This window comes from Streptomyces yokosukanensis (assembly GCF_001514035.1).
Taxonomy (GTDB): Bacteria; Actinomycetota; Actinomycetes; order Streptomycetales; family Streptomycetaceae; genus Streptomyces; species Streptomyces yokosukanensis.
Genome location: NZ_KQ948216.1, coordinates 95,790 through 116,114 on the forward strand (window position 1 = coordinate 95,790; position 20,325 = coordinate 116,114).

Consider the following 20,325-nt stretch of genomic DNA (forward strand, 5'->3'; position numbering starts at 1 on the left):
CCGTGTGACGCCCTAGCGCGGCCGAACGCGACCCGCACGCGAAAGTTACGACCGTTCACCCCTTTTGGTGGCGCGATGGACAACCGTCCGTCGCGCCACCGCCTTGTCCCCTTACGTTCTTCCCGCTGCGAGCCGCCGGGACAACGGCGGCTCCCCAGACGGGAGATCGGGGGTGCACACGTGCGCATCGGACTGCTTACGGAGGGTGGCTACCCGTATGTGGGCGGTGACGCCGGACTCTGGTGCGACCGGCTCGTGCGCGGGCTCGAACAGCACGAGTTCGACATCTACGCGCTCAGCCGCGACCGACGCCAGGAGGACGACGGCTGGGTCCCGCTCCCACCGCAGGTCGGCCGGGTGCGTACGGCGCCGCTGTGGACGTCCGAGGACGACGGGGTCGCCTACGGGCGGCGCACGCGCCGGCGCTTCACCGAGTACTACGGCGAACTCGTCGGAGCGATCTGCGCCGGCACCGGAGCCGATGTCACCCCAGGGGGTGGGGCCGCCGATCTGCCGGACCGTTTCGGCGCTGCGCTGTACGGACTGGCCGAACTCGCCCGTGAACAGGGCGGGCTGGTCGGCGCCCTGCGCTCGGACGCCGCCGTGCACACCCTCGAACGCGCCTGTCGCACCCCCGGCGCGCTGCGCACGGCGCACGAGGCGCGCGTACCCGACCTGCTCACCGTCACCGCGCACCTCGAACGCGCCCTGCGCCCCCTCTCGCTCGACTGGTACGGCGACGACGGCCTCGGCGCGGCCGACCTCTGCCACGCCGCCGCAGGGGGCTGCGCCGCCCTCCCCGGACTGCTCGCCCGGCACTTCTGCGACGTACCGCTGCTCGTCACCGAGTACGGCGTACAGCTCCGCTCGCACTATCTGACGCTCGGCCCCGACACCGCAGCCCCCGCCGTACGCGCGCTGCTCGGCGCCTTCCACAACCGGCTCGCCGCCGAGGTCTACCGGCGGGCCGAGATCCTCACGCCCGGCAACGCCCACGCCCGGCGCTGGCAGGAACGGTGCGGCGCCGACCGGGCCAGGATCCGCACGGTCCACCCGGGCATGGACGCCGCCCGCTTCGCGGAGGTCGGCGAGGCCCCGGACCGCGCCGACCCGGACACGCTGGTCTGGGTCGGACGCGTCGAACCCGCCAAGGACCTGATCTCGTTGCTGCACGCCTTCGCCGAGGTCCGCAAGGAGGAGCCCAAGGCGCGCCTCAGGATCGTCGGCGCGCCGTCCGGGCCCGAGGGCGAGGCCTACCTCGGCCACTGCCGGGCGCTCGCCGCCCAGCTCTTCCCGGACGAGGCGGAAGGCGCGCACGCCGTCGGCGACAACCCGGTCTCCTTCGAGGAGATCGGCGGCCCCGAGGCCCCCACGCTGCCCGACGTGTACGCCGCCGGTGCGGTCGTCGTGCTCTCCAGCGTCGTCGAGGGCTTCCCGATCGGGCTCATCGAGGCCATGCTCTGCGGCCGGGCCACGGTCTCCACCGACGTCGGCGCGGTGGTGGAGGTCATCGGGGGCACGGGACTGGTCGTGCCCCCGCGCAACCCTCGGGCGCTCGCCGAGGCGTGCGTGGCGCTGCTGCGCGACTCCGAGCGCCGTGAGCGCCTCGGCGCCGCCGCGCGCGCCCGCGCACTCGAACTGTTCACCGTCGAGCAGAACATCGCGGCATTTCACGGCATTTACCTGGAGATCGTCTCGCACTGCCCGGTGCGCCGGGTCGTCCTCGACGAGGGCGGCGCACCACTGCCCTTCGCGACCCCCGCCGAGTCCCGCGTCCCCGGCCGCTGGACCGGCCCCACGGCCCGCGTCCTGCCCCGGAGCGTCCCCGGCTGGGCCACGGCCCCACCGGTACGCGCGACACCGCTGGCCGTTGCCGAGGGGGCGTGATGAGCGGAGTTCGGGACGACCTCACCGACGGAGACGGCGAGGGCTGTGGCGGTGGCTACGGTCAGGACGCCCTCGGCGGGTCGAGCGAACGCGGGGCGGGTGCGCCGGGCGGGCTGGACCGGCCCGGGACGCCCGGTGGGGCCGAGCCCTGGGACCCGGTGCCGGGGGACCGGCCCGCGGGGGACCGCGGCGGCCAGGGAGCCCTGACCGGCGCAACGGCATGGGAGCGCACGAACTCGCCGGTGCCGTGGCCGTCCCCGGGCGTTCCGGGTTCGCCGACGCCGTGGCCGTCGCCGAGCGCTCCCGGGTCGTCGACGGCGCCCGACTCCGCGTCCGGCGCGGGCGGCTTCGCCGGCGTCCCCGAGCGGGACCGGCGGCGCGATTCCGCAGCGCTCGCCGCGAGCGCCGCGGCCGATGCGGGACCGGACGCCGCGCGGTGGCGCAACTCGCCTGCCTGGCAGGAGGATTCGGGTGGGTCCTTCGGACCGAGGGGTTCGAGCGGCCCTTCCGGGCCGAGGGGTTCGAGTGGCCCTTCCGGGCCGGAGGGAGCGGGCGGCCCGGAGTCGGACAAGCGGCGCGTCACCGCACCCCGGCGGGGGTCCGGCGACCCCGTGAAGGCGCTGCTGCACCGCCACCGTGACCTGTGCGAGCAGGCCGTGGACCCGCTGGAGATCGCCGCCGGGCTGGAGGCGCACGGCGTCACCGACCGGACCGCCGCCCGCTTCCGCCATCGTGACGTCTTCTCGCTCGCCGAGGAGCTGTACGCGCGCGTGCCGCGGGGCGGCGAGCCGGGCCCCAGGACCGAGCCCCTGCCCGTGCCCCGCGTCCGCGCCGACTGGATCCTGCTCTCCCTGCTGCCCGGCGCCCTCGGCGCGGCCACCGTGGCCGGACTGCGCCTCACCCACGGTCGGCCCCGCCTTCTGGTCGCCTTCGTCGGCGTCCTCGCGGTCGCCCTCGCCACGCGTGCCGCACTGCGCCGCGGTCCCCTCGCCGGGCCGCCCGGCACGCGCGCGTGGCGCACGGCGAACGCCACGCGTGCGTGGACCCTCTGGCTCCTCGGGTACGCCCTCCTCGGCGACGGCCTCCTCGCCGCCGCCGTCAGGGGCGGCCCCGACGCCCTGCCGACCGGTGCCCCTGGCGGCCCCTGGCCGACGGCCACCGCGCCCGTCCTGGCTCTCACACTGGCCTGCGCCCCAGCCGCCTGGTGCGCCCATCTGCTCACCGTGGGCGCCCGCCGCAGGCTTGCGGGCAGCCGTGGCCTCGAGGACTTCACGGCCGCCGTCAGACCCTTGCTGTTCGGCACGTTCGCCCTGTTCCTGGGCGTGCTCGCGGCACTGCTCCTGGTGTGCGGCACGGTCCTGCACGAGCCTACGGCCGCATGGCAGACCCTCGCCCTGGGCGCCCTGCTGCTGCTCGCCCGTCTGCTCACCGTGCACCACCACCGGCACGCGCCGACCGTGGTGCTCGGAGCCGCGGCGGTCGCGGAGGCGGTGGCCGTCGCGGCGCCGTCGGCCGCGAGACTGCCCGGCTGCGCCGCCCTCGCGGCCCCCGTACGGGCCCTCGTGAACGCCTGGGGCGCGGCCGCCGTCCCGGCCCTCGTCTGCGGCATCGCGGCGCTGGTCCTGCTGATCCACGCCGGCCGCACCCTCACCCAGGCCTCGGCACACGCGCCCACGGGAGCCCCCGAGTGAACCTTCCGCCACCGGCCCGCACCCCCGCCGGAGGCGGCCGCACCACCCCTTTTGAAGGAGAACGCCAGATGACCACCTCCCGACCCGGAGCGTCCGGAGCCCCCGGAACCGCCGGTGCGTCCGCTGCCGCAGCCGCGGGCGCGGACGCCGCCGGGACCGCCGGAGCCGGAGTCCGGGGAACCACCGGATCCGCCGGCACCGTGAGAACGGGCGGACCCACCGCACCTTCCTGTCCCACCACGGCTGCCCGTCATACCGGCGCCGTCGGTCCCGTGAGTCCTGTCGGCCACACCGGCGAGACCGCCCCCGTCGGTCTCCTGAGCCCCGTCGGCCACACCGGTCTCGCCCGCCACGCCCGTTCCCACACCCCGGGAGCCGCCCGATGAGGGTTCTGCTGATCGGAGCCAACGGATACATCGGCCGCTTCGTCGCCGACCGTCTGCTCGCCGACCCGGCCGTCCAGCTCACCGCGCTCGGTCGCGGCGACGACGCCGACGTCCGCTTCGACCTCGCCGCCGGCAGCCCCGGCGCACTCACCCGCTTCCTCGACGCGGTGCACCCCGGGGTCGTGATCAACTGCGCCGGTGCCATCCGCGGCGGCGCCCGCGAACTCACCCGGCACAACACCGTGGCCGTGGCCACCGTCTGCGAGGCGCTGCGCCGCAGCGGCTGCGGCGCGCGCCTGGTGCAGATCGGGTGCAGCGCCGAGTACGGCCCGAGCCAGCCCGGCTCCTCCACCGCCGAGGACGCCGTACCGCGCCCCGGTGGCCCGTACGGCGTCAGCAAGCTCGCCGCGACCGAACTGGTCCTCGGCGCCGGCCTGGACGCCGTCGTGCTGCGCGTCTTCTCCCCGGCCGGGCCCGGCACCCCGGCCGGCTCCCCGCTGGGCCGCCTCGCCGAGGCCATGCGGCGCGCCATGCAGTCCGGCGACGGCGAACTCAAACTCGGCGGCCTCGGCGTCCAGCGCGACTTCGTCGACGTACGCGACGTCGCCCGCGCCGTGCACGCCGCCTCGCTCTCCGCCGCCCAGGGCGTCATCAACATCGGCTCCGGCCGCGCCGTGCGCCTGCGCGACGCCGCCGCCGTCCTCGCGCGCGTGGCCGGCTACGGCGGTGCCCTGCACGAACTCGACGCCCCGCCCGGTCCGCTGCGCGGCACCATCGGGCATCCGCGCGGCGACTCCGACCACGCGGCCCCGGTGGCGTACCCGTACCCGGACGGCTGCGGCAGCTGGCAGCAGGCCGATGTGCGCACCGCACGCGATCGCCTCGGCTGGCGGCCCCGCATCAACCTCGAAGAGTCCCTGGCCGACATCTGGATGGAGGCGGCATGCCGCATCTGACCAGCACCACCGCGGGCGACACGAGCACGGGCCTGCGTACCGCCCTCGGCATCCCCGGCTACGCCCACCCGCTCGTCGCCCCCGCCCAGTGGGCCGAGCTGGCCCGCCCGGGCACCCCGCTGGACTGGGTGGTCCTCGACGTGGCCGCGGGCCCCGGCACCCGTCCGGACCCGCACTGCCTGGAAGCCGCGGGCCGGCTGCGGGGCGAGGGCGTGCGCGTCCTCGGCCACCTGGATCTCACCCATGGCGCCCGTGCCTTCGGCGACCTGCTCGCCGACGCCCACCGCCACCTCGACTGGTACCGGGTCGACGGCTTCCTGCTGGACCGCTGCCCCACCGACCGCGGCGCGCTCCCCGAGGTACGGCGGGCGGTCACCACGCTCCGGGCGATCAGTGACTCCGCCCACATCGTGCTCGGTCACGGCGGCCATCCGTACCCCGGGTACGCGGAGAGCGGCGACCAGTTGGTGACCTTCTCCGGCGCCTGGTCCGACTACCGCTGGTCCCAGGTCGCCGAGTGGACCGCCGACTATCCGCCGGACCGCTTCTGCCACTTCGTGCACAGCGTGCCCCGTGGTCATCTGGAGGAGGCGCTGCGCATCGCACGCTGGCAGGGGGCGGCGACGATCTACTTCACCGACCACACGGACCGCGGGGGCCGCACCGACCCCTGGGAGACGATGCCCGGCTACTGGGACGAAATCGTCTCGCGTGTCGGAACGGGTGTCTCGGAATGAAGAAGGCCGTGGCAGTGTTACGGGGAGAACAACTGTAGTGATTGACCGACCAACGGAGTCCCCGTGTCGCTGCCACCCCTGGTCGAGCCAGCTGCTGAGCTCACCGTAGACGAGGTCCGCCGGTACTCCCGCCACCTGATCATCCCCGATGTGGGCATGGACGGGCAGAAGCGGCTGAAGAACGCCAAGGTGCTCTGCGTGGGCGCCGGCGGCCTGGGCTCGCCCGCGCTGATGTACCTGGCCGCCGCGGGCGTGGGCACCCTCGGCATCGTGGAGTTCGACGAGGTCGACGAGTCGAACCTGCAGCGCCAGATCATCCACAGCCAGGCCGACATCGGCCGCTCCAAGGCCGAGTCCGCGCGTGACACCGTCAAGGGCATCAACCCGTACGTGAACGTGGTCCTTCACGAAGAGCGGCTCGAAGCCGAGAACGTGATGGACATCTTCAGCCAGTACGACCTGATCGTCGACGGCACCGACAACTTCGCGACCCGCTACCTGGTCAACGACGCGTGCGTGCTGCTGAACAAGCCGTACGTATGGGGTTCGATCTACCGCTTCGACGGCCAGGCCTCGGTCTTCTGGTCCGAGCACGGCCCCTGCTACCGCTGCCTCTACCCGGAGCCCCCGCCGCCCGGCATGGTCCCCTCCTGCGCCGAGGGCGGCGTCCTCGGCGTGCTGTGCGCGTCCATCGGCTCCATCCAGGTCAACGAGGCCATCAAGCTCCTCGCGGGCATCGGCGAGCCGCTGGTCGGCCGTCTGATGATCTACGACGCCCTGGAGATGCAGTACCGCCAGGTCAAGGTGCGCAAGGACCCGGACTGCGCGGTCTGCGGCGAGAACCCGACCGTCACCGAGCTCATCGACTACGAGGCCTTCTGCGGCGTCGTGTCGGAGGAGGCCCAGGAGGCCGCCCTGGGCTCGACGATCACTCCCAAGCAGCTCAAGGAGTGGATCGACGAGGGCGAGAACATCGAGATCATCGACGTCCGCGAGCCGAACGAGTACGAGATCGTCTCCATCCCGGGCGCCAAGCTGATCCCGAAGAACGAGTTCCTCATGGGCACCGCCCTGGAGGGTCTCCCGCAGGACAAGAAGATCGTCTTGCACTGCAAGACGGGTGTCCGCAGTGCGGAAGTCCTGGCCGTCCTGAAGTCCGCGGGCTTCGCCGACGCCGTGCACGTCGGCGGCGGCGTCATCGGCTGGGTCAACCAGATCGAACCGCACAAGCCGGTCTACTGATCGGCCCGCCGGCTGACCCGTACGACACCGAAGGCCCACGGCCCTGACCGAGTTCAGGGCCGTGGGCCTTTCGCGTTCCCGGCGGAGCGGTCGCGGGGAGATGCGAGGGTTTCGCACCCTGCGTCCGGCCCTGAGACATGCGCGTTGCAGTGTGATGATCGTGTCGGTTAGCGTGACATCAACATCACGCGCGAAACGGCGCGTTGACGTGGCGACCGTTGCCTGACCACGGTCACCGGGGCACCGGGCCGAAGGCGGGGCGTGACCACCCTCGCGGTCCTGTGCGGTCGCTGTCGCCACGATTCGGCAGAAGATACGGGGAGTTCCATGAACAAGCGCGTTCTCGGCAGGCTGGCGGTGGCGTTCCTCGCCCCGGCGGTGATCCTGGCAGGCGCCGGCGAGGCGTTCGCCGACGGGACCGTCACCTGGAAGAACAACCTCAACGGCAAGTGCCTGGGCTACATCCAGGGCAACGTCCAGGCGGCGGCCGACTGCGGCTCGAAGCCCTCCAAGTGGACCGAGACGAAGCAGTCCGACGGCACCTGGACGCTCAAGACGAACTACGGCGACTGCCTGGACAGCAACAAGGACGGCGACGTCTATCTGCGGCACTGCAACGGCGGTGACAACCAGAAGTGGTACGAGCTCAAGGACTCCTCGGGCTGGCGGCTGCAGGACAAGGCGACCAAGCTGACGCTCGGGCAGCACGACACCTTGCTCTACACGAACTACGACGGCGGTCTCAAGGCCCAGCGCTGGAGCTGAGCTTCGAAGGCGCTCCCGGTTGAGTCGTGGAGCGGGGGCCTCGGGCGCGACTCGCGCCCGAGGCCCCGTTCGCGTCAGGAGCAGACCGTGCCGCCCTTCGGCTCCTTCCCGTCCAGCAGATAGCCGTTCACCGCGCTCTGCACGCACTTGTCCTTGCTGTCGTACGCACCGTGCCCCTGGCCCTTGTACGTCAGCTCGACGCCGACGCCCTCGCCGAGCGCCTCGGCCATCTTCCGCGCGCCCTCGTACGGCGTGGCCGGGTCACCGGTGTTGCCGACGACGAGGATGGGCGCCGAGCCGGGCGCGCTGACATCGGGATGGTCGGCGGCGCCCGGTACGGCCCAGCCGGTGCAGCCGACCATGCCCCAGGCCAGATAGTCCCCGAACAGCGGGGAGGCGGACCGGAAGTCGGGCAGCTTCTGCTGGACGTACTCGGCGCTGTACCGCGGCTTCTCGTCGACGCAGCTGATGGCGATGTTCGCCGCCGTGAGGTTGCTGTACTCGCCGTCCTCGCTACGGCCGTTCAGCGAGTCGGACAGCAGCATCAGGACCCTGCCGTCGCCGTCGTAGGCCTGCTCCAGCCCCTCGGTGAGGTACTCCCAGAAGTCCTTGGAGTACAAGGACTGCGCGATGCCGTTGGTCGCGGCGGTCTGGGTGAGCAGGCGCGGCGGGATGCCGGAGATCGGCTTCTTGTCCAGGTCGTTCAGCAGTTTCGCGATGCGGTTCTTCACGTCCTGGGCGGTGTCGCCGACGGGGCAGTCCGTGGTCTTCGAGGTGCAGTCCTGGGCGAAGTTGTCGAGCGCGAGCTGGAAGCCCCTCGCCTGGCCGAGCGCGCTCTGTTCGGGGTTCTGCGTGGGGTCGACGACCGCGTCGAAGACGGCCCGGCCCACGTTCTTGGGGAACAAGTGGGCGTACACGCCGCCGAGTTCGGTGCCGTAGGAGATGCCGAAGTAGTGCAGCTTGTCGTCACCGAGGACCTGGCGCATCAGGTCCATGTCGCGGGCCGCGTCCGTGGTGGCCACACGCGGCAGGACCTTCTTGGAGTTCGTCTCACAGGCCGCGTTGAACTGCTTGGTGCGGTTCAGCAGCGCGGCCCGCTCGGCACTGTTGTCGGGCGTCGCGTCCTGCTGGAAGTAGGTGTCGAGCTGGGAGTCGCTCTCGCACTTGACCGGCGCGCTGCGGCCCACCCCGCGCGGGTCGAAGCTGACCAGGTCGTAGCGGGTGCGCAGGGCGGCGTAGTCCTCGCCGAACGCGGGCAGCGTGGTCACGCCGCTGCCGCCGGGCCCACCGAAGTTGAACACGAGCGAGCCGATCCGCCTGCTCGCCGGGCCGGTGGCCTTGGCGCGGATCAGGGCGATGCCGATCGTGTCGCCCTTCGGATCGTTCCAGTCCAAGGGCGCCTTCATGGTGGCGCACTGCCAGGTGGCGCCGCCCGCCAGCGGGGAGGGGGCGGTGCCGCCGCCCTCCGCCTGGGACGGAGCCGGGCAGTCCTTCCAGTCCAGCGTCTGCGCCGAGAGATCGCCGTCCTTGGTGCCGTCGCCACAACCGGCCGGCAGCGCGAACAGCAGCACGGCGGTGGTGGCCAGGGCGCAGGCGCGCAGCCGGGAGGGATTCGCCATGTCCCCCATCCTGGGGGCGTACACGCCGGTGCGCGCGGGGCGCGGGCCGTACGAGGTACGACGGGGTGCGCGGCGCGCGCCCCGCGCGGGTCGTGCGAGCCGCGGTACGCGCCCGGCGCGGGGCGCGCGAGCCCGCAGTACGCGCCCCGCGCGAGTCGCACAAGGCGTGCGCGCCCCTGCCTGGACGCACGCGCCGGCCCGCCCGGCCACGCGCGCGCCCTTGCCTACGCCTACAGGGCTCCCTTGCGGGTGAGGTGGTTGAAGGCCAGCCAGCCCGGCAGCACCGGCAGCCACAGCGTCAGCAGGCGGTACAGCAGCACGGCCGGGGCTGCGACCTCCTTGGGCAGACCGAAGGCGATCAGGCCGAGGGTGAGGCTCGCCTCCACCGCACCCACGCCGCCCGGGGTGGGCGCCGCGGACCCGAGCGCGTTGCCGGCGAGGAAGACGACGGCGACGCTGGCGATGCTCAGCGAGGAGGCCGTGCCGTCGCCGAACGCCCGGACGGAGGCGTCCAGGCACATCACGAAGCAGGCCGTCAGTAGGAGCATGCCGCCGATGCCGGTGACGAGCTTCTGCGGCCGCTGCAGCACGTCGAGCATGCGCGGTACGACACCGGCGAACAGCGACCGCACGCGCGTGACGACGAATTTGCGCAGGAACGGCACCGAGGTCACCACGAGCACCAGCACCGCCACCGTCAGCAGACCCGCGATGACCGTCCGGGACGGCGACAGCGACGGCGTCTTCTCGGTGCCGGTCAGATAGCCGAAGGACAACAGCATCAGGATGTGGCAGCCGAGCCCGAACAACTGTGACGCGCCGACGCTCGCCACCGCGAGCCCGGGGCGTACGCCGGTGCGCTGCAGGAAGCGCGTGTTGAGGGCGACACCGCCGACCGCGGCCGGCGCCACGATCTTCACGAAGGACCCGGCGACCTGCGCCGCCACCGTCCGCAGGAACGGCACCCGCTCCGGTACGAATCCGAGGAGCGCCATCGCCGCCGCGACGTAGCTGAGCGCGGAGAACAGCACCGCGGCGAGCACCCAGCCCCACTGAGCCTGCGCGAACAGCGTGCCGAACTCGATATGGGTCAGCTGCGTGAGCAGGTAGTACGCGCCGATCGCACCCGCGATGAAGCTGATGAGCGTGCGCGGTCGCACCCGCTCCAGCCGGGCGGGCTCCACGGGAGCCTGCGGCCTGATCAGCAGCACCTCGTGCCGGATCTGGGTGAGCAGGTCCTCCTCGCGGGCCTCTTCGAGGGCCTCGTCCATGGCCCGCCGCTCCGCGCGCTGCTCGGCACGGACTGTCTTCGTGCCGGGCTCGTCGAGGGCGGGCGGGCTGGTCTCGGCGGCCTCCTCCAGCCGGGCCTGCTTGGCCTGCCGGGACGCCTCCAGGACCGCTTCCCGTTCCCGCTGGGCACGCTCGCGGGCCAGCCGGCGCAGCGTCGCGCGCGTGGAGCGCGTCAGCGCGATCGGCTGGAGCATCGGCAGACAGTCGGCGACCGCGTCGGGCCCGAGCACGCCGACCGCCGAGGCCACCGCCCGCTCGGCGCCCACCCGCAGACCGAGCGTCGTGACCAGCTGCGCCACGTCCATGCGCAGCAGCAGCTCGCCGGCCGCGATCTCGCCGCCGCGCAGTTCGGTGAGGATCACCCTGCCGGAACGATCCACCAGAATCGCGTCACCCGCGAGTCTGCGGTGCGCGATACGCCGCGACTGCAGCGCCTGCACCTGGTGCCAGGTGTTGCGCAGCAGCTCGTCGGTGATCTCGTCGTCGGCCAGCGAGTCCAGCATGCGCCCGCCGGTGTGCTCGTAGACGAGCATGACCGCGTCGGGGCCGAGTTCGGAGGTGGCGATCAGCTTGGGCGCGTTGGCGCCGGCCGCGATCGCCGCGTACGCCAGCAGCGCCTCCTGTTCCAGTGCCTGGCGCAGCGACTGCAGGCTGGAGCGGGTGGCGAAGCCGCGCAGGGTGAGATTGCGCCACGCGCGGTAGAAGAAGCCCTGGGCCTGCTGCTCCCGGTCCACCACCGTGACGTCCAGCGGCGGGCCGTCCTCCAGGGTGACGAAGTAGCGGCGGCCCCGGTCGCCGTTCTCCGACTCCACGGCCTCCTCACGGGCGGCGCTGACGGGGTGGAAACCGACGTGCCTGAGGCCCGCCATCAGGGTCTGCCCGGTGGGGCGGACGTTGGGGGAGCCGACCGCGTACAGAGTGCCGTAGGCGATGGTCCAGCCGATCAGCACCGTCAGGATGATCGAGAACGGGGTCGTGTAGCCCGTGACGAGCATCGAGAACGCGTCGAGCAGCAGCACGATCCACAGCACCGCGCGCCATCTGGGCCTGCGGGACATGCCGACGGCCGTCATATAGGCGATGACGGGTGCCAGATAGCCGTGCACGGGGTCGGTCAGGGCGTGGATGTCGCCCGGCGAGGGCTGGGTGAGCGCCTCCTGGATCGAGTCCGGGGCGGCTCTCGCGACCCACAGATCGGTCGCGAGGGTCACTCCGTGGGCGAGGACGGCCGCGAGGACGCCGTCGGCGATGCGCAGCCCGTCCCGTTTGATCAGCCGCTCGATCGCGAAGGCGACCGGGACGAGCAGGATCGCGATGCTGGAGGCCAGTCCCGCGAATCTGATCAGCAGGTCGGGGGCCTGCCCGGTGCCCTTGTTGATGTCCTGTTCGAGGCCCGAGGTGGTGCCGTGCGCGAACGCGGCGATCGCGAGCAGTACGACGATGGCGAGCAGGCCCACCAGGCACCGCATGAGGTCGGAAGGGCGGTGCACGCGCGCGGGGAGCAGCGGTTCGTCGCCCTCCACGGCCTCGGCGTGCGGATCGTCGTCTGCGCCCGGACCGTGGCCAGGGGGCGGCGTGTTCTCCGGGACGTGCGCCCCCTCGTTCTCGTCGCGGCCGCTCTCACGCGCGCGCGTGCCGTTGCTCTTGCCTGCGCCGCCGGCGGTGTCGGCGCGCACGGCGGCGTCAGGAGTGCCTGCCCCGCCCTCGGGGTGCACGCCCTGCTGCTTCATGGTCTCTTCTTGGTCTCGTATCACCAGTCACCGCCCGCACGATGGTGGCATGCCCGACCGGCACACGCGGGCATCAGGGTGCGCAAGCGCGGGCGCACAGTCTGCCCGAAGCGCCGTCCCGGGGCGAGAGGGCCGCATCTCGCGGACCGCGCCGCGATGTCGGTGGGGTGCGGCAGGATGGGACGAATGAGCGAGCAGAGCCCTGCCGAGGACACCCGCGAGGAGTACGCGGAGGAGCTGCCGGAGTACGCCGAGCGGGTCCTCGAGGTCGCCGAGCGGATTCCGCCGGGGCGGGTCATGACGTACGGCGACGTCGCCGAGTGGCTCGACGGCGAGAGGGGCGAGCGCGAGGCGCTCTCCGGCAAGGGAGGCGGTGGGCGGCGGGAGGGCGGACCGCGCCAGGTCGGCCGGGTGATGTCCCTCTACGGCGGCGCCGTCCCGTGGTGGCGCGTCGTACGGGCCGACGGCGTGCTGCTGCCCGGCCACGAGCTGAGCGCGCTCGCCCGCTACCGCGCGGAGGGCACACCGCTGAAGGAGGCGGCCAGGAGCGCCGAGGGCCATCTGCCGCGACTCGACATGCGGCGGGCCCGGTGGGACGGCGGGGCGGGCGTGGAAGGTCACATCTGACAGCCTCCGCCACCGGATGCCGTCGGGGAGAGCCCGTGGCCCGTACGGGTGACATGGGGGACGTCCGTGGCATGACGTACGTTCGTGAGGTGGGGGACGCCGGTGGCGCGAGCGCCGCGAGGGAAGAAGCGGAAGCCCTGCTTCCGTCCGGCGCGGCGGCGTAGCGTCGGCGGCACGCGTCCTCCTCGCCCCGCGGCCACCGTCCTGCACGCGTGACCGCCCGCCCATCAGCACAACCACCAGGACCGGCCAACCACGTGAGCTCCTCTTCCTCCATCAGGCACCTGCCGCATCCCCCGGTGCGACAGGGGGGCCGTGGCGCTTACCGACTGGTCCGTACCCCGCCGGTCGCCGCAGACCCCCCTCGTCTGGACGCGGCACAGCGCACCGTGGTTGACCACTGCGGCGGCCCCCTGCTCGTCCTCGCCGGCCCCGGCACCGGCAAGACCACCACGCTCGTCGAGTCCGTGGCCGCGCGGATCGCCCGCGGCGCCGACCCCGATCGCATCCTGGTGCTGACCTTCAGCCGCAAGGCCGCCGTCGACCTGCGCGACCGCATGGCCCTGCGCATCGGTGCCGCCCGCGCGCCCCGGGCCACCACGTTCCACTCGTACTGCTACGCCCTGGTGCGCGCCCACCAGGAAAGCGGCCGGTTCGCCGAGCCGCTGCGCCTGCTGTCCGGCCCCGAGCAGGACGTCGCCGTCCGCGAGCTGCTCTCCGGCCAGCCCGAGCTGGAGCGGCTCGGGCTCACCCATGTGCGCTGGCCGGACGAGCTGCGCGCCTGCCTGACCACGCGCGGCTTCGCCGACGAGGTCCGCGCGGTGCTCGCCCGCAGCCGCGAGCTGGGCCTCGGCCCCGACGCGCTGGACGCCTTCGCCCGCCGGATCGGCCGCCCCGACTGGGGAGCCGCCGCCGCGTTCCTCGCCGAGTACCTCGACGTGCTCGACCTGCAGGGCGTGATCGACTACGCGGAACTGGTCCACCGCGCGGTCCTGCTCGCCCGCCGCCCCGAGACCGCCGCACGGCTCGCCGCCCGGTACGACGCCGTGTACGTCGACGAGTACCAGGACACCGATCCCGCCCAGGTACGGCTCCTGCACGCGCTGGCCGGCAACCAAGGGGTGCGGCCCGAAGGGCCTCTCCACGAGGGTGGCGGCGGGCGAGGGGCAGGCCGCACCCTGGTCGCCTTCGGCGACCCCGACCAGTCGATCTACACCTTCCGGGGCGCCGACGTGAACGGCATCCTCGACTTCCCGGCGGCCTTCCCGCGCGCGGACGGCCGCCCCGCCCCCGTCGCGGTGCTGCGCACCTCCCGCCGCTCCGGCGCCGCCCTGCTGGCCGCCACCCGCCTGATCACCCAGCGCATGCCGCTGCCCCGGCTGCCCGCCGACAAGGTCCGCGCCCACCGGGAGCCGGCCGCCGTACGGGACGGGGGCCGCGCCGAGGCCTACACGTACCCGACGGCCGGCACGGAGCTGGACAACATCGCGGACATCCTGCGCCGCGCACACCTGGAGGACGGCATCGCCTGGAGCGACATGGCCGTCCTGGTCCGGGCCGGGTCCCGCTCGCTGCCCACCATCCGCCGCGCCCTCACCGCGGCCGGCGTCCCGCTGGACATAGACGGCGACGACCTGCCCCTGCGCCACGAGCCGGCGGTGTCGCCCCTGCTGGCGGCCCTGCGCGCGGTGGCCACGGCGGAGGCCGGGCGGCACGCGGAGAAGCCCGTCGCGGCGGGCGAGCCGCCCACCCAGGACGTCGCCGACGCCGACGCCGACGCCGACGCCGACGCCGACGCCGTCGCCGACGACACGGCCGAGCCGGCCCCGGACGCCCCGGACACCTCCTGGCTCGACACCGACACCGCGCTCACCCTGCTCGCCTCCCCCCTCGCCGGCGTCGACCCGGCCGATCTGCGTCGCCTCGGGCGTGCCCTGCGCGAGGAGGAGCGGGCGGCGGGCAATCCGCTGCCGCCCCCCTCCGACGTACTGCTCGCGCGGGCGCTCGCCGAACCCGAGCGCCTGGTCGTGCACGACCAGGCGTACGCGCGCGGGGCGCAGCGTCTCGGCGCCCTGCTGCGCACGGCACGCGAGCGTCTGGCCGGCGGCGGTACGGCCGAGGAGGCGCTGTGGGACCTGTGGCAGGGCACGCCGTGGCCCGCGCGTCTGGAGCGGGCCGCCCGGCGCGGTGGCGCGGCCGGCCGCAACGCCGACCGGGACCTGGACGCCGTGTGCGCGCTGTTCGCCACCGCCGCGCGCGCCGAGGAACGCACCGGAGGCCGCGGCGCCCTGAACTTCCTGGAGGAGATCGAGGCCCAGGACATCGCCGCGGACACGCTCACACGCCGCGCGATGCGCCCCGACGCCGTCCGCCTGATGACCGCGCACCGCTCCAAGGGCCTGGAATGGCGGCTGGTCGTCGTCGCCGGCGTCCAGGAGGGCCTGTGGCCCGACCTGCGCCGCCGCGGCTCCCTCCTGGAGGCCGACCGCATCGGCCGGGACGGTCTCGCCGAACCGCTCACCCCGGGGGCGCTGCTCGCCGAGGAGCGCCGCCTGTTCTACGTCGCCGCCACGCGCGCGCGTGAACGCCTCGTCGTGACCGCGGTGAAGGCACCGGCCGACGACGGCGACCAGCCGTCCCGCTTCCTGACCGAACTCGGCGTCGAGCCGAAGGACGTCACCGGCCGCCCCCGCCGCCCGCTGTCCGTGGCCGCGCTCGTCGCCGAGCTGCGCGCCACCACGGTCGACCCGCGCGCGTCCGCCGCCCTGCGGGAGGCCGCCGCCCGCCGGCTGGCCCGGCTCGCCGCCCTCGCCGACGAGGACGGCCGTCCGCTGGTGCCGTCCGCGCACCCCTACCGCTGGTGGGGCATGTACGACCCGACCGAGAGCAAGGTGCCGCTGCGCCACCGCGACCGTCCGGTCGTGCTCTCCGGCAGCGCCCTCGACCAGCTCGCCAACACCTGCGCGCTCCAGTGGTTCCTGGGCCGTGAGGTGAAGGCCGACGCCCCGGCCACGGCCGCGCAGGGCTTCGGCAATGTCGTCCACGTCCTCGCCGACGAGGTCGCCTCCGGCCGCACCCCCGCCGACCTCGACGTCCTGATGGAACGGCTGGACTCGGTGTGGAACGCGCTCGCCTTCGACGCCCCCTGGAAGTCGCAGCAGGAGAAGGACAACGCGCGGGTGGCGCTCGAACGCTTCCTGAACTGGCATGTGCTGGACCGCACCGGGCGCACCCCGGTGGTGAGCGAGCAGGACTTCGACGTCACCCTGGAGGCGGGCGACTACCAGGTCCGCATCCGCGGCCAGATGGACCGCGTGGAGGTGGACGGCGAGGGCCGCGCCTACGTGGTCGACTTCAAGACCGGCAAGCAGGCGCCGAGCGCCGCCGAGGTGTCCCGCCACCCCCAGCTCGCTGTCTACCAGCTCGCCGTGGACGAAGGCGCCGTGGACGAGGCCTTCGACGGCGTGCGGCCCGAACCGGGCGGCGCGGAACTGGTGCACCTGCGGCAGGGCGCCGCCAAGCGTGACGGCGGCGAGGACCTGCCCAAGGTGCAGTCCCAGGAGCCCCTGTCGGGGGAGTGGGTCGGCGAGCTGCTGGCCACCGCCGCCGGCAAGGTCCTCGACGAGCGGTTCGCGCCGAACACCGGCCAGCACTGCGCACACTGCGCCTTCCGCGCCTCGTGCAGCGCCCGGCCCGAGGGGCGGCACGTGGTGGAGTGAGCCGGCGAACCAGGCACGGGAAGCACCGCAGTGACGTAAGTGACGTACGGCACCACCGGCGCTGACCTGCGCCTCTTCCACCCCGGACGGCCGTTCCGTGCCCGGTTGTCAGTCCTCGCCGCTAGCCTTTTCCGACATGCCCGCCCGTATCACCGACCCCGAACAGCTCAAAGAGCTTCTCGACATCCCGTTCACCCCGGAGCAGACGGCCTGCATCACCGCGCCGCCCGCCCCGCAGGTGATCGTGGCCGGAGCCGGATCGGGCAAGACCACCGTGATGGCCGCGCGCGTGGTCTGGCTGGTCGGCACCGGACAGGTCGCCCCGGAGCAGGTCCTGGGCCTGACCTTCACCAACAAGGCCGCAGGCGAGCTGGCCGAACGCGTCCGCAAGGCGCTGATCAAGGCCGGCGTCACCGACCCCGAGGTCATCGACCCCGACAACCCGCCCGGCGAGCCGGTCATCTCGACGTACCACGCCTTCGCCGGCCGGCTGCTCACCGACCACGGCCTGCGCCTCGGGCTGGAGCCCGCCTCCCGGCTGCTCGCCGACGCCACCCGCTACCAGCTCGCCGCACGCGTACTGCGCGAGGCCCCCGGCCCCTACCCCGCGCTGACCCGCTCCTTCGCCGACCTCGTCAGCGACCTGCTCGCCCTCGACTCCGAACTCGCCGAACACCTCGTCGAGCCCGAGGAGCTGCGCACCTGGGACGCCGATCTGCTGCACACCCTGCAGAGCGCCAAACTCACCAACGCGGACCTGCGCAAGGTCCCCGAGACGGCCACCGCCCGCCGTGCACTGGCCGACCTCGTGCGGCGCTACCGGACCGCCAAGCGCGAACGCGACCTCCTCGACTTCGGCGACCAGATCGCCCTGTCCGCCCGGCTCGCCCGCATCCCCGAGGTGGGCCGGCTGCTGCGCGAGGAGTTCCGGGTGGTGCTCCTGGACGAGTACCAGGACACCTCCGTGGCCCAACGCGTCCTGCTGGCAGGCCTGTTCGGCGACGGCACGGGCCATCCGGTGACCGCGGTCGGCGACCCCTGCCAGGCCATCTACGGCTGGCGCGGCGCCTCCGTCGCCAACCTGGACGACTTCCCCGCGCACTTCGCGCACGCCGACGGCCGCCCCGCCACCCGGCAGGCGCTCAGCGAGAACCGCCGTAGCGGCGGCCGTCTCCTCGACCTCGCCAACGGCCTCGCCGAGCCCCTGCGCGCCCTGCACGCGGGCGTGCAGGCCCTGCGCCCGGCCCCCGGCGCCGAGTACGACGGCACGGTCCGCTGCGCCCTGCTGCCCACCCACGCCGAGGAGATCGACTGGATCGCCGACTCCCTCGCCCACCTCGTGCACACCGGCACGGCACCCGGGGAGATCGCCGTGCTGTGCCGTACGGCGACCGACTTCGCCGAGATCCAGGGCGCCCTCGTGGCCCGGGACATCCCCGTCGAGGTGGTCGGCCTGTCCGGGCTGCTGCACCTGCCCGAGGTCGCCGACCTCGTCGCCGTCTGCGAGGTGCTCCAGGATCCCGGCGCCAACGCCTCCCTGGTGCGCCTGCTGACCGGCCCGCGCTGGCGCGTCGGCCCCCGCGACCTCGCCCTGCTGGGCCGCCGCGCCCGCCGGCTGGTCGCCCACGCGCGCGCGGGCGACACCGACGACGCGGACCGGCGGCTCGCGGCAGCCGTGGAAGGGGTCGACCCGGCCGAGGTGATATCGCTCGCGGACGCCCTGGACACCTTCCTGGAATCGCCCGTGGAGGCCGACGGGGAGGACGACGGACTGCCGTTCTCACCGGACGCGCGCGTGCGCTTCGCGCGCCTGGCCGCCGAGCTGCGCGACCTGCGCCGCTCGCTGTCCGACCCGCTGATGGACGTCCTGCACCGCGTCCTCGCCGTCACCGGCCTGGAGGTGGAGCTGTCGGCGTCCCCGCACGCCCTGGCCGCCCGCCGCCGCGAGACCCTGTCCAACTTCCTGGACGTCGCCGCCTCCTTCGCGGCGAACGACGGCGAGGCCGGCCTGCTCGCCTTCCTCGGGTTCCTGCGCACCGCCGCGCAGTACGAGAAGGGCCTCGACAACGCCCTGCCCGGCGGCGAGAACACCGTCAAGGTGCTCACCGCCCACAAGTCCAAGGGCCTGGAGTGGGACGTCGTGGCCGTCCCCGGACTGGTCAAGGGCACGTTCCCCAGCGCACAGGGCCGCGAGAAGTGGACCGCGCAGGCCAAGGTGATCCCACACGCCCTGCGCGGAGACACCGACACGCTGCCCGACGTCGGAGGCTGGGACGCGCGCGGCATGAAGGCCTTCCACGAGGCCATGAAGGACCACCAGCACACCGAGGAACTGCGCCTCGGCTACGTCACCTTCACGCGCCCGCGTTCCCTGCTGCTCGGCTCCGGCCACTGGTGGGGGCCCAGCCAGAAGAAGCCGCGCGGCCCCTCCGACTTCCTCCGGGCCCTGTACGACCACTGCGCCGCCGGACACGGCGAGATCGAGGCGTGGGCCGAGGAGCCCGCCGAGGGCGAGGAGAACCCCGCCCTGCACACGGCCGCCGCCGACCAGGTGTGGCCGCTCCCGCTGGACGCCGCCGCCCTGGCCCGTCGCCGCGCGGCCGCCGAGACCGTTCTCGCCCGCCTGGACGCCCTCACCGCCCAGGACGCGGGCCGCCCGCAGGCCGCGCACGACCCCGCCGCCCTCGACGACCCCGACTGGCCGACGCCACCGGAGGACGAGTCCTACGAGCCCTACGACGACGACTTCCCGTACGGCGAGGACGCCTTCCACGACCGGGAGTCCCCGCACGACCCGCAGACGCCGCCCCCGGGCGATCCGGACGATCTCACCGACTTCGACGCCTGGGCCCCCGACCGGCCGACGGTCCCGCACCAGGCCCCGGCCCCCCGGCACGACCACTCCGGCTCCACCGAGCCGCAGCCGCAGCCGCAGTTGCGCCTCACACCGGAGGAGCTGCGCGCCGTCGCCTCCTGGGACCGCGACCTGGACGCGCTCAGCGGAGAGCTGATGCGCGCCCGGCAGGCCGTCACCGACGTCCCGCTGCCCGCCACCCTCAGCGCGTCCCAGTTGCTGCGCCTGGCCGAGGACCCGGACGGGCTCGCGCAGGAACTCGCGCGCCCCATGCCGCGCCCCCCGCAACCGGCCGCGCGCCGGGGCACCCGATTCCATGCCTGGGTGGAATCCCGCTTCGAGGAGCTGACGCTGCCCCTGCTGGAACCGGACGAGCTGCCCGGCGGCGACGCCGAGATCGCCGACGAGGAGGATCTGGAAGCACTGAAGGAGGCCTTCGAACGCAGCGAGTACGCCCGGCGCACCCCCTACCGGGTCGAAGCCCCCTTCCAGCTCACCCTCGCCGGCCGCGTCGTACGGGGCCGGATCGACGCCGTCTACAAGCACGGCGACGGAGACGAGGCCACGTTCGAGATCGTCGACTGGAAGACCAACCGCGCCCGTACCGCCGATCCGCTCCAGCTCGCCGTGTACCGGCTGGCCTGGGCCGAGCAGCAGGGCGTGCCTCCCGAGTCGGTCACGGCCGTCTTCCTGTACGTCCGTAGCGGGGAGGTCGTACGACCTCCGGACCTGCCGGACCGGGCCGCCCTGGAACGGCTCCTCACGGAAGACTCCGAAGTGGCACACGCGACAGCCTGAGTGTGACGAACCGCCCGCCGAGGA

At 73.7% G+C, this 20,325-nt stretch carries 11 protein-coding genes; 9 read left to right on the top strand and 2 right to left on the bottom strand.

The window, feature by feature from the left end; all coding sequences use genetic code 11:
- Nucleotides 1–180 precede the first annotated feature (180 nt).
- The 6 genes from AQI95_RS26495 (at nucleotide 181) to AQI95_RS26520 (ending at nucleotide 7,664) form a co-directional block, all read left to right on the top strand.
- Complete coding sequence (locus AQI95_RS26495) at nucleotides 181–1,887, top strand: DUF3492 domain-containing protein (protein WP_244188859.1); 1,707 nt, start codon at nucleotides 181–183, stop codon at nucleotides 1,885–1,887.
- Nucleotides 1,887–3,578 carry a hypothetical protein gene (locus AQI95_RS26500; protein WP_341849480.1) on the top strand — a complete coding sequence of 564 codons (1,692 nt, stop codon included), beginning with the start codon at nucleotides 1,887–1,889 and terminating at the stop codon, nucleotides 3,576–3,578. Before AQI95_RS26495 ends, AQI95_RS26500 begins: the two co-directional genes overlap by 1 nt.
- A 382-nt stretch (nucleotides 3,579–3,960) precedes the next feature.
- Nucleotides 3,961–4,920, top strand: coding sequence for an NAD-dependent epimerase/dehydratase family protein (locus tag AQI95_RS26505; protein ID WP_067128863.1), 960 nt, complete (start codon nucleotides 3,961–3,963; stop codon nucleotides 4,918–4,920).
- Nucleotides 4,908–5,657 carry a spherulation-specific family 4 protein gene (locus AQI95_RS26510; RefSeq protein ID WP_067128866.1) on the top strand — a complete coding sequence of 250 codons (750 nt, stop codon included), beginning with the start codon at nucleotides 4,908–4,910 and terminating at the stop codon, nucleotides 5,655–5,657. The genes AQI95_RS26505 and AQI95_RS26510 overlap by 13 nt, the downstream gene beginning before the upstream one ends.
- A gap of 63 nt (nucleotides 5,658–5,720) precedes the next feature.
- Nucleotides 5,721–6,899: an adenylyltransferase/sulfurtransferase MoeZ gene (moeZ, locus tag AQI95_RS26515; RefSeq protein ID WP_067128869.1), complete on the top strand. Its 1,179-nt coding sequence runs from the start codon at nucleotides 5,721–5,723 to the stop codon at nucleotides 6,897–6,899.
- 327 nt (nucleotides 6,900–7,226) lie between these two features.
- Nucleotides 7,227–7,664 carry an RICIN domain-containing protein gene (locus AQI95_RS26520; protein WP_067128872.1) on the top strand — a complete coding sequence of 146 codons (438 nt, stop codon included), beginning with the start codon at nucleotides 7,227–7,229 and terminating at the stop codon, nucleotides 7,662–7,664.
- Between the two features lie 74 nt (nucleotides 7,665–7,738).
- Here AQI95_RS26520 and AQI95_RS26525 read toward each other — a convergent pair whose 3' ends face one another.
- Together AQI95_RS26525 and AQI95_RS26530 are read right to left on the bottom strand one after the other, a co-directional pair.
- Entirely contained in the window at nucleotides 7,739–9,283 is a 1,545-nt protein-coding gene (locus AQI95_RS26525; protein WP_067128877.1) for an alpha/beta hydrolase, read from the bottom strand.
- 230 nt (nucleotides 9,284–9,513) lie between these two features.
- Entirely contained in the window at nucleotides 9,514–12,303 is a 2,790-nt protein-coding gene (locus AQI95_RS26530) for a lysylphosphatidylglycerol synthase domain-containing protein (protein ID WP_067128879.1), read from the bottom strand.
- A 186-nt stretch (nucleotides 12,304–12,489) separates the two neighbouring features.
- Between AQI95_RS26530 and AQI95_RS26535 the strand changes: the two genes are divergently transcribed.
- From AQI95_RS26535 to AQI95_RS26545, 3 genes are all read left to right on the top strand, one after another.
- Nucleotides 12,490–12,930 carry an MGMT family protein gene (locus AQI95_RS26535; RefSeq protein ID WP_067128882.1) on the top strand — a complete coding sequence of 147 codons (441 nt, stop codon included), beginning with the start codon at nucleotides 12,490–12,492 and terminating at the stop codon, nucleotides 12,928–12,930.
- Between the two features lie 257 nt (nucleotides 12,931–13,187).
- A complete protein-coding gene (locus AQI95_RS26540; RefSeq protein ID WP_079071489.1) occupies nucleotides 13,188–16,649 on the top strand; it encodes an ATP-dependent helicase in 3,462 nt (1,153 codons plus the stop codon).
- Nucleotides 16,650–16,785: 136 nt separating this feature from the next.
- Nucleotides 16,786–20,301, top strand: coding sequence for a UvrD-helicase domain-containing protein (locus AQI95_RS26545; protein ID WP_067128888.1), 3,516 nt, complete (start codon nucleotides 16,786–16,788; stop codon nucleotides 20,299–20,301).
- Nucleotides 20,302–20,325 lie beyond the last annotated feature (24 nt).

What these genes read in the sequence shown, in the direction of transcription:
- AQI95_RS26500 (WP_341849480.1), top strand. Translation starts at nt 1,887, where the DNA reads ATGAGCGGAGTTCGGGACGACCTCACCGACGGAGACGGCGAGGGCTGT.
- AQI95_RS26505 (WP_067128863.1), top strand. Translation starts at nt 3,961, where the DNA reads ATGAGGGTTCTGCTGATCGGAGCCAACGGATACATCGGCCGCTTCGTC.
- AQI95_RS26510 (WP_067128866.1), top strand. Translation starts at nt 4,908, where the DNA reads ATGCCGCATCTGACCAGCACCACCGCGGGCGACACGAGCACGGGCCTG.
- AQI95_RS26520 (WP_067128872.1), top strand. Translation starts at nt 7,227, where the DNA reads ATGAACAAGCGCGTTCTCGGCAGGCTGGCGGTGGCGTTCCTCGCCCCG.
- AQI95_RS26525 (WP_067128877.1), bottom strand. Translation starts at nt 9,283, where the DNA reads ATGGCGAATCCCTCCCGGCTGCGCGCCTGCGCCCTGGCCACCACCGCC.
- AQI95_RS26530 (WP_067128879.1), bottom strand. Translation starts at nt 12,303, where the DNA reads ATGAAGCAGCAGGGCGTGCACCCCGAGGGCGGGGCAGGCACTCCTGAC.
- AQI95_RS26535 (WP_067128882.1), top strand. Translation starts at nt 12,490, where the DNA reads ATGAGCGAGCAGAGCCCTGCCGAGGACACCCGCGAGGAGTACGCGGAG.
- AQI95_RS26545 (WP_067128888.1), top strand. Translation starts at nt 16,786, where the DNA reads ATGCCCGCCCGTATCACCGACCCCGAACAGCTCAAAGAGCTTCTCGAC.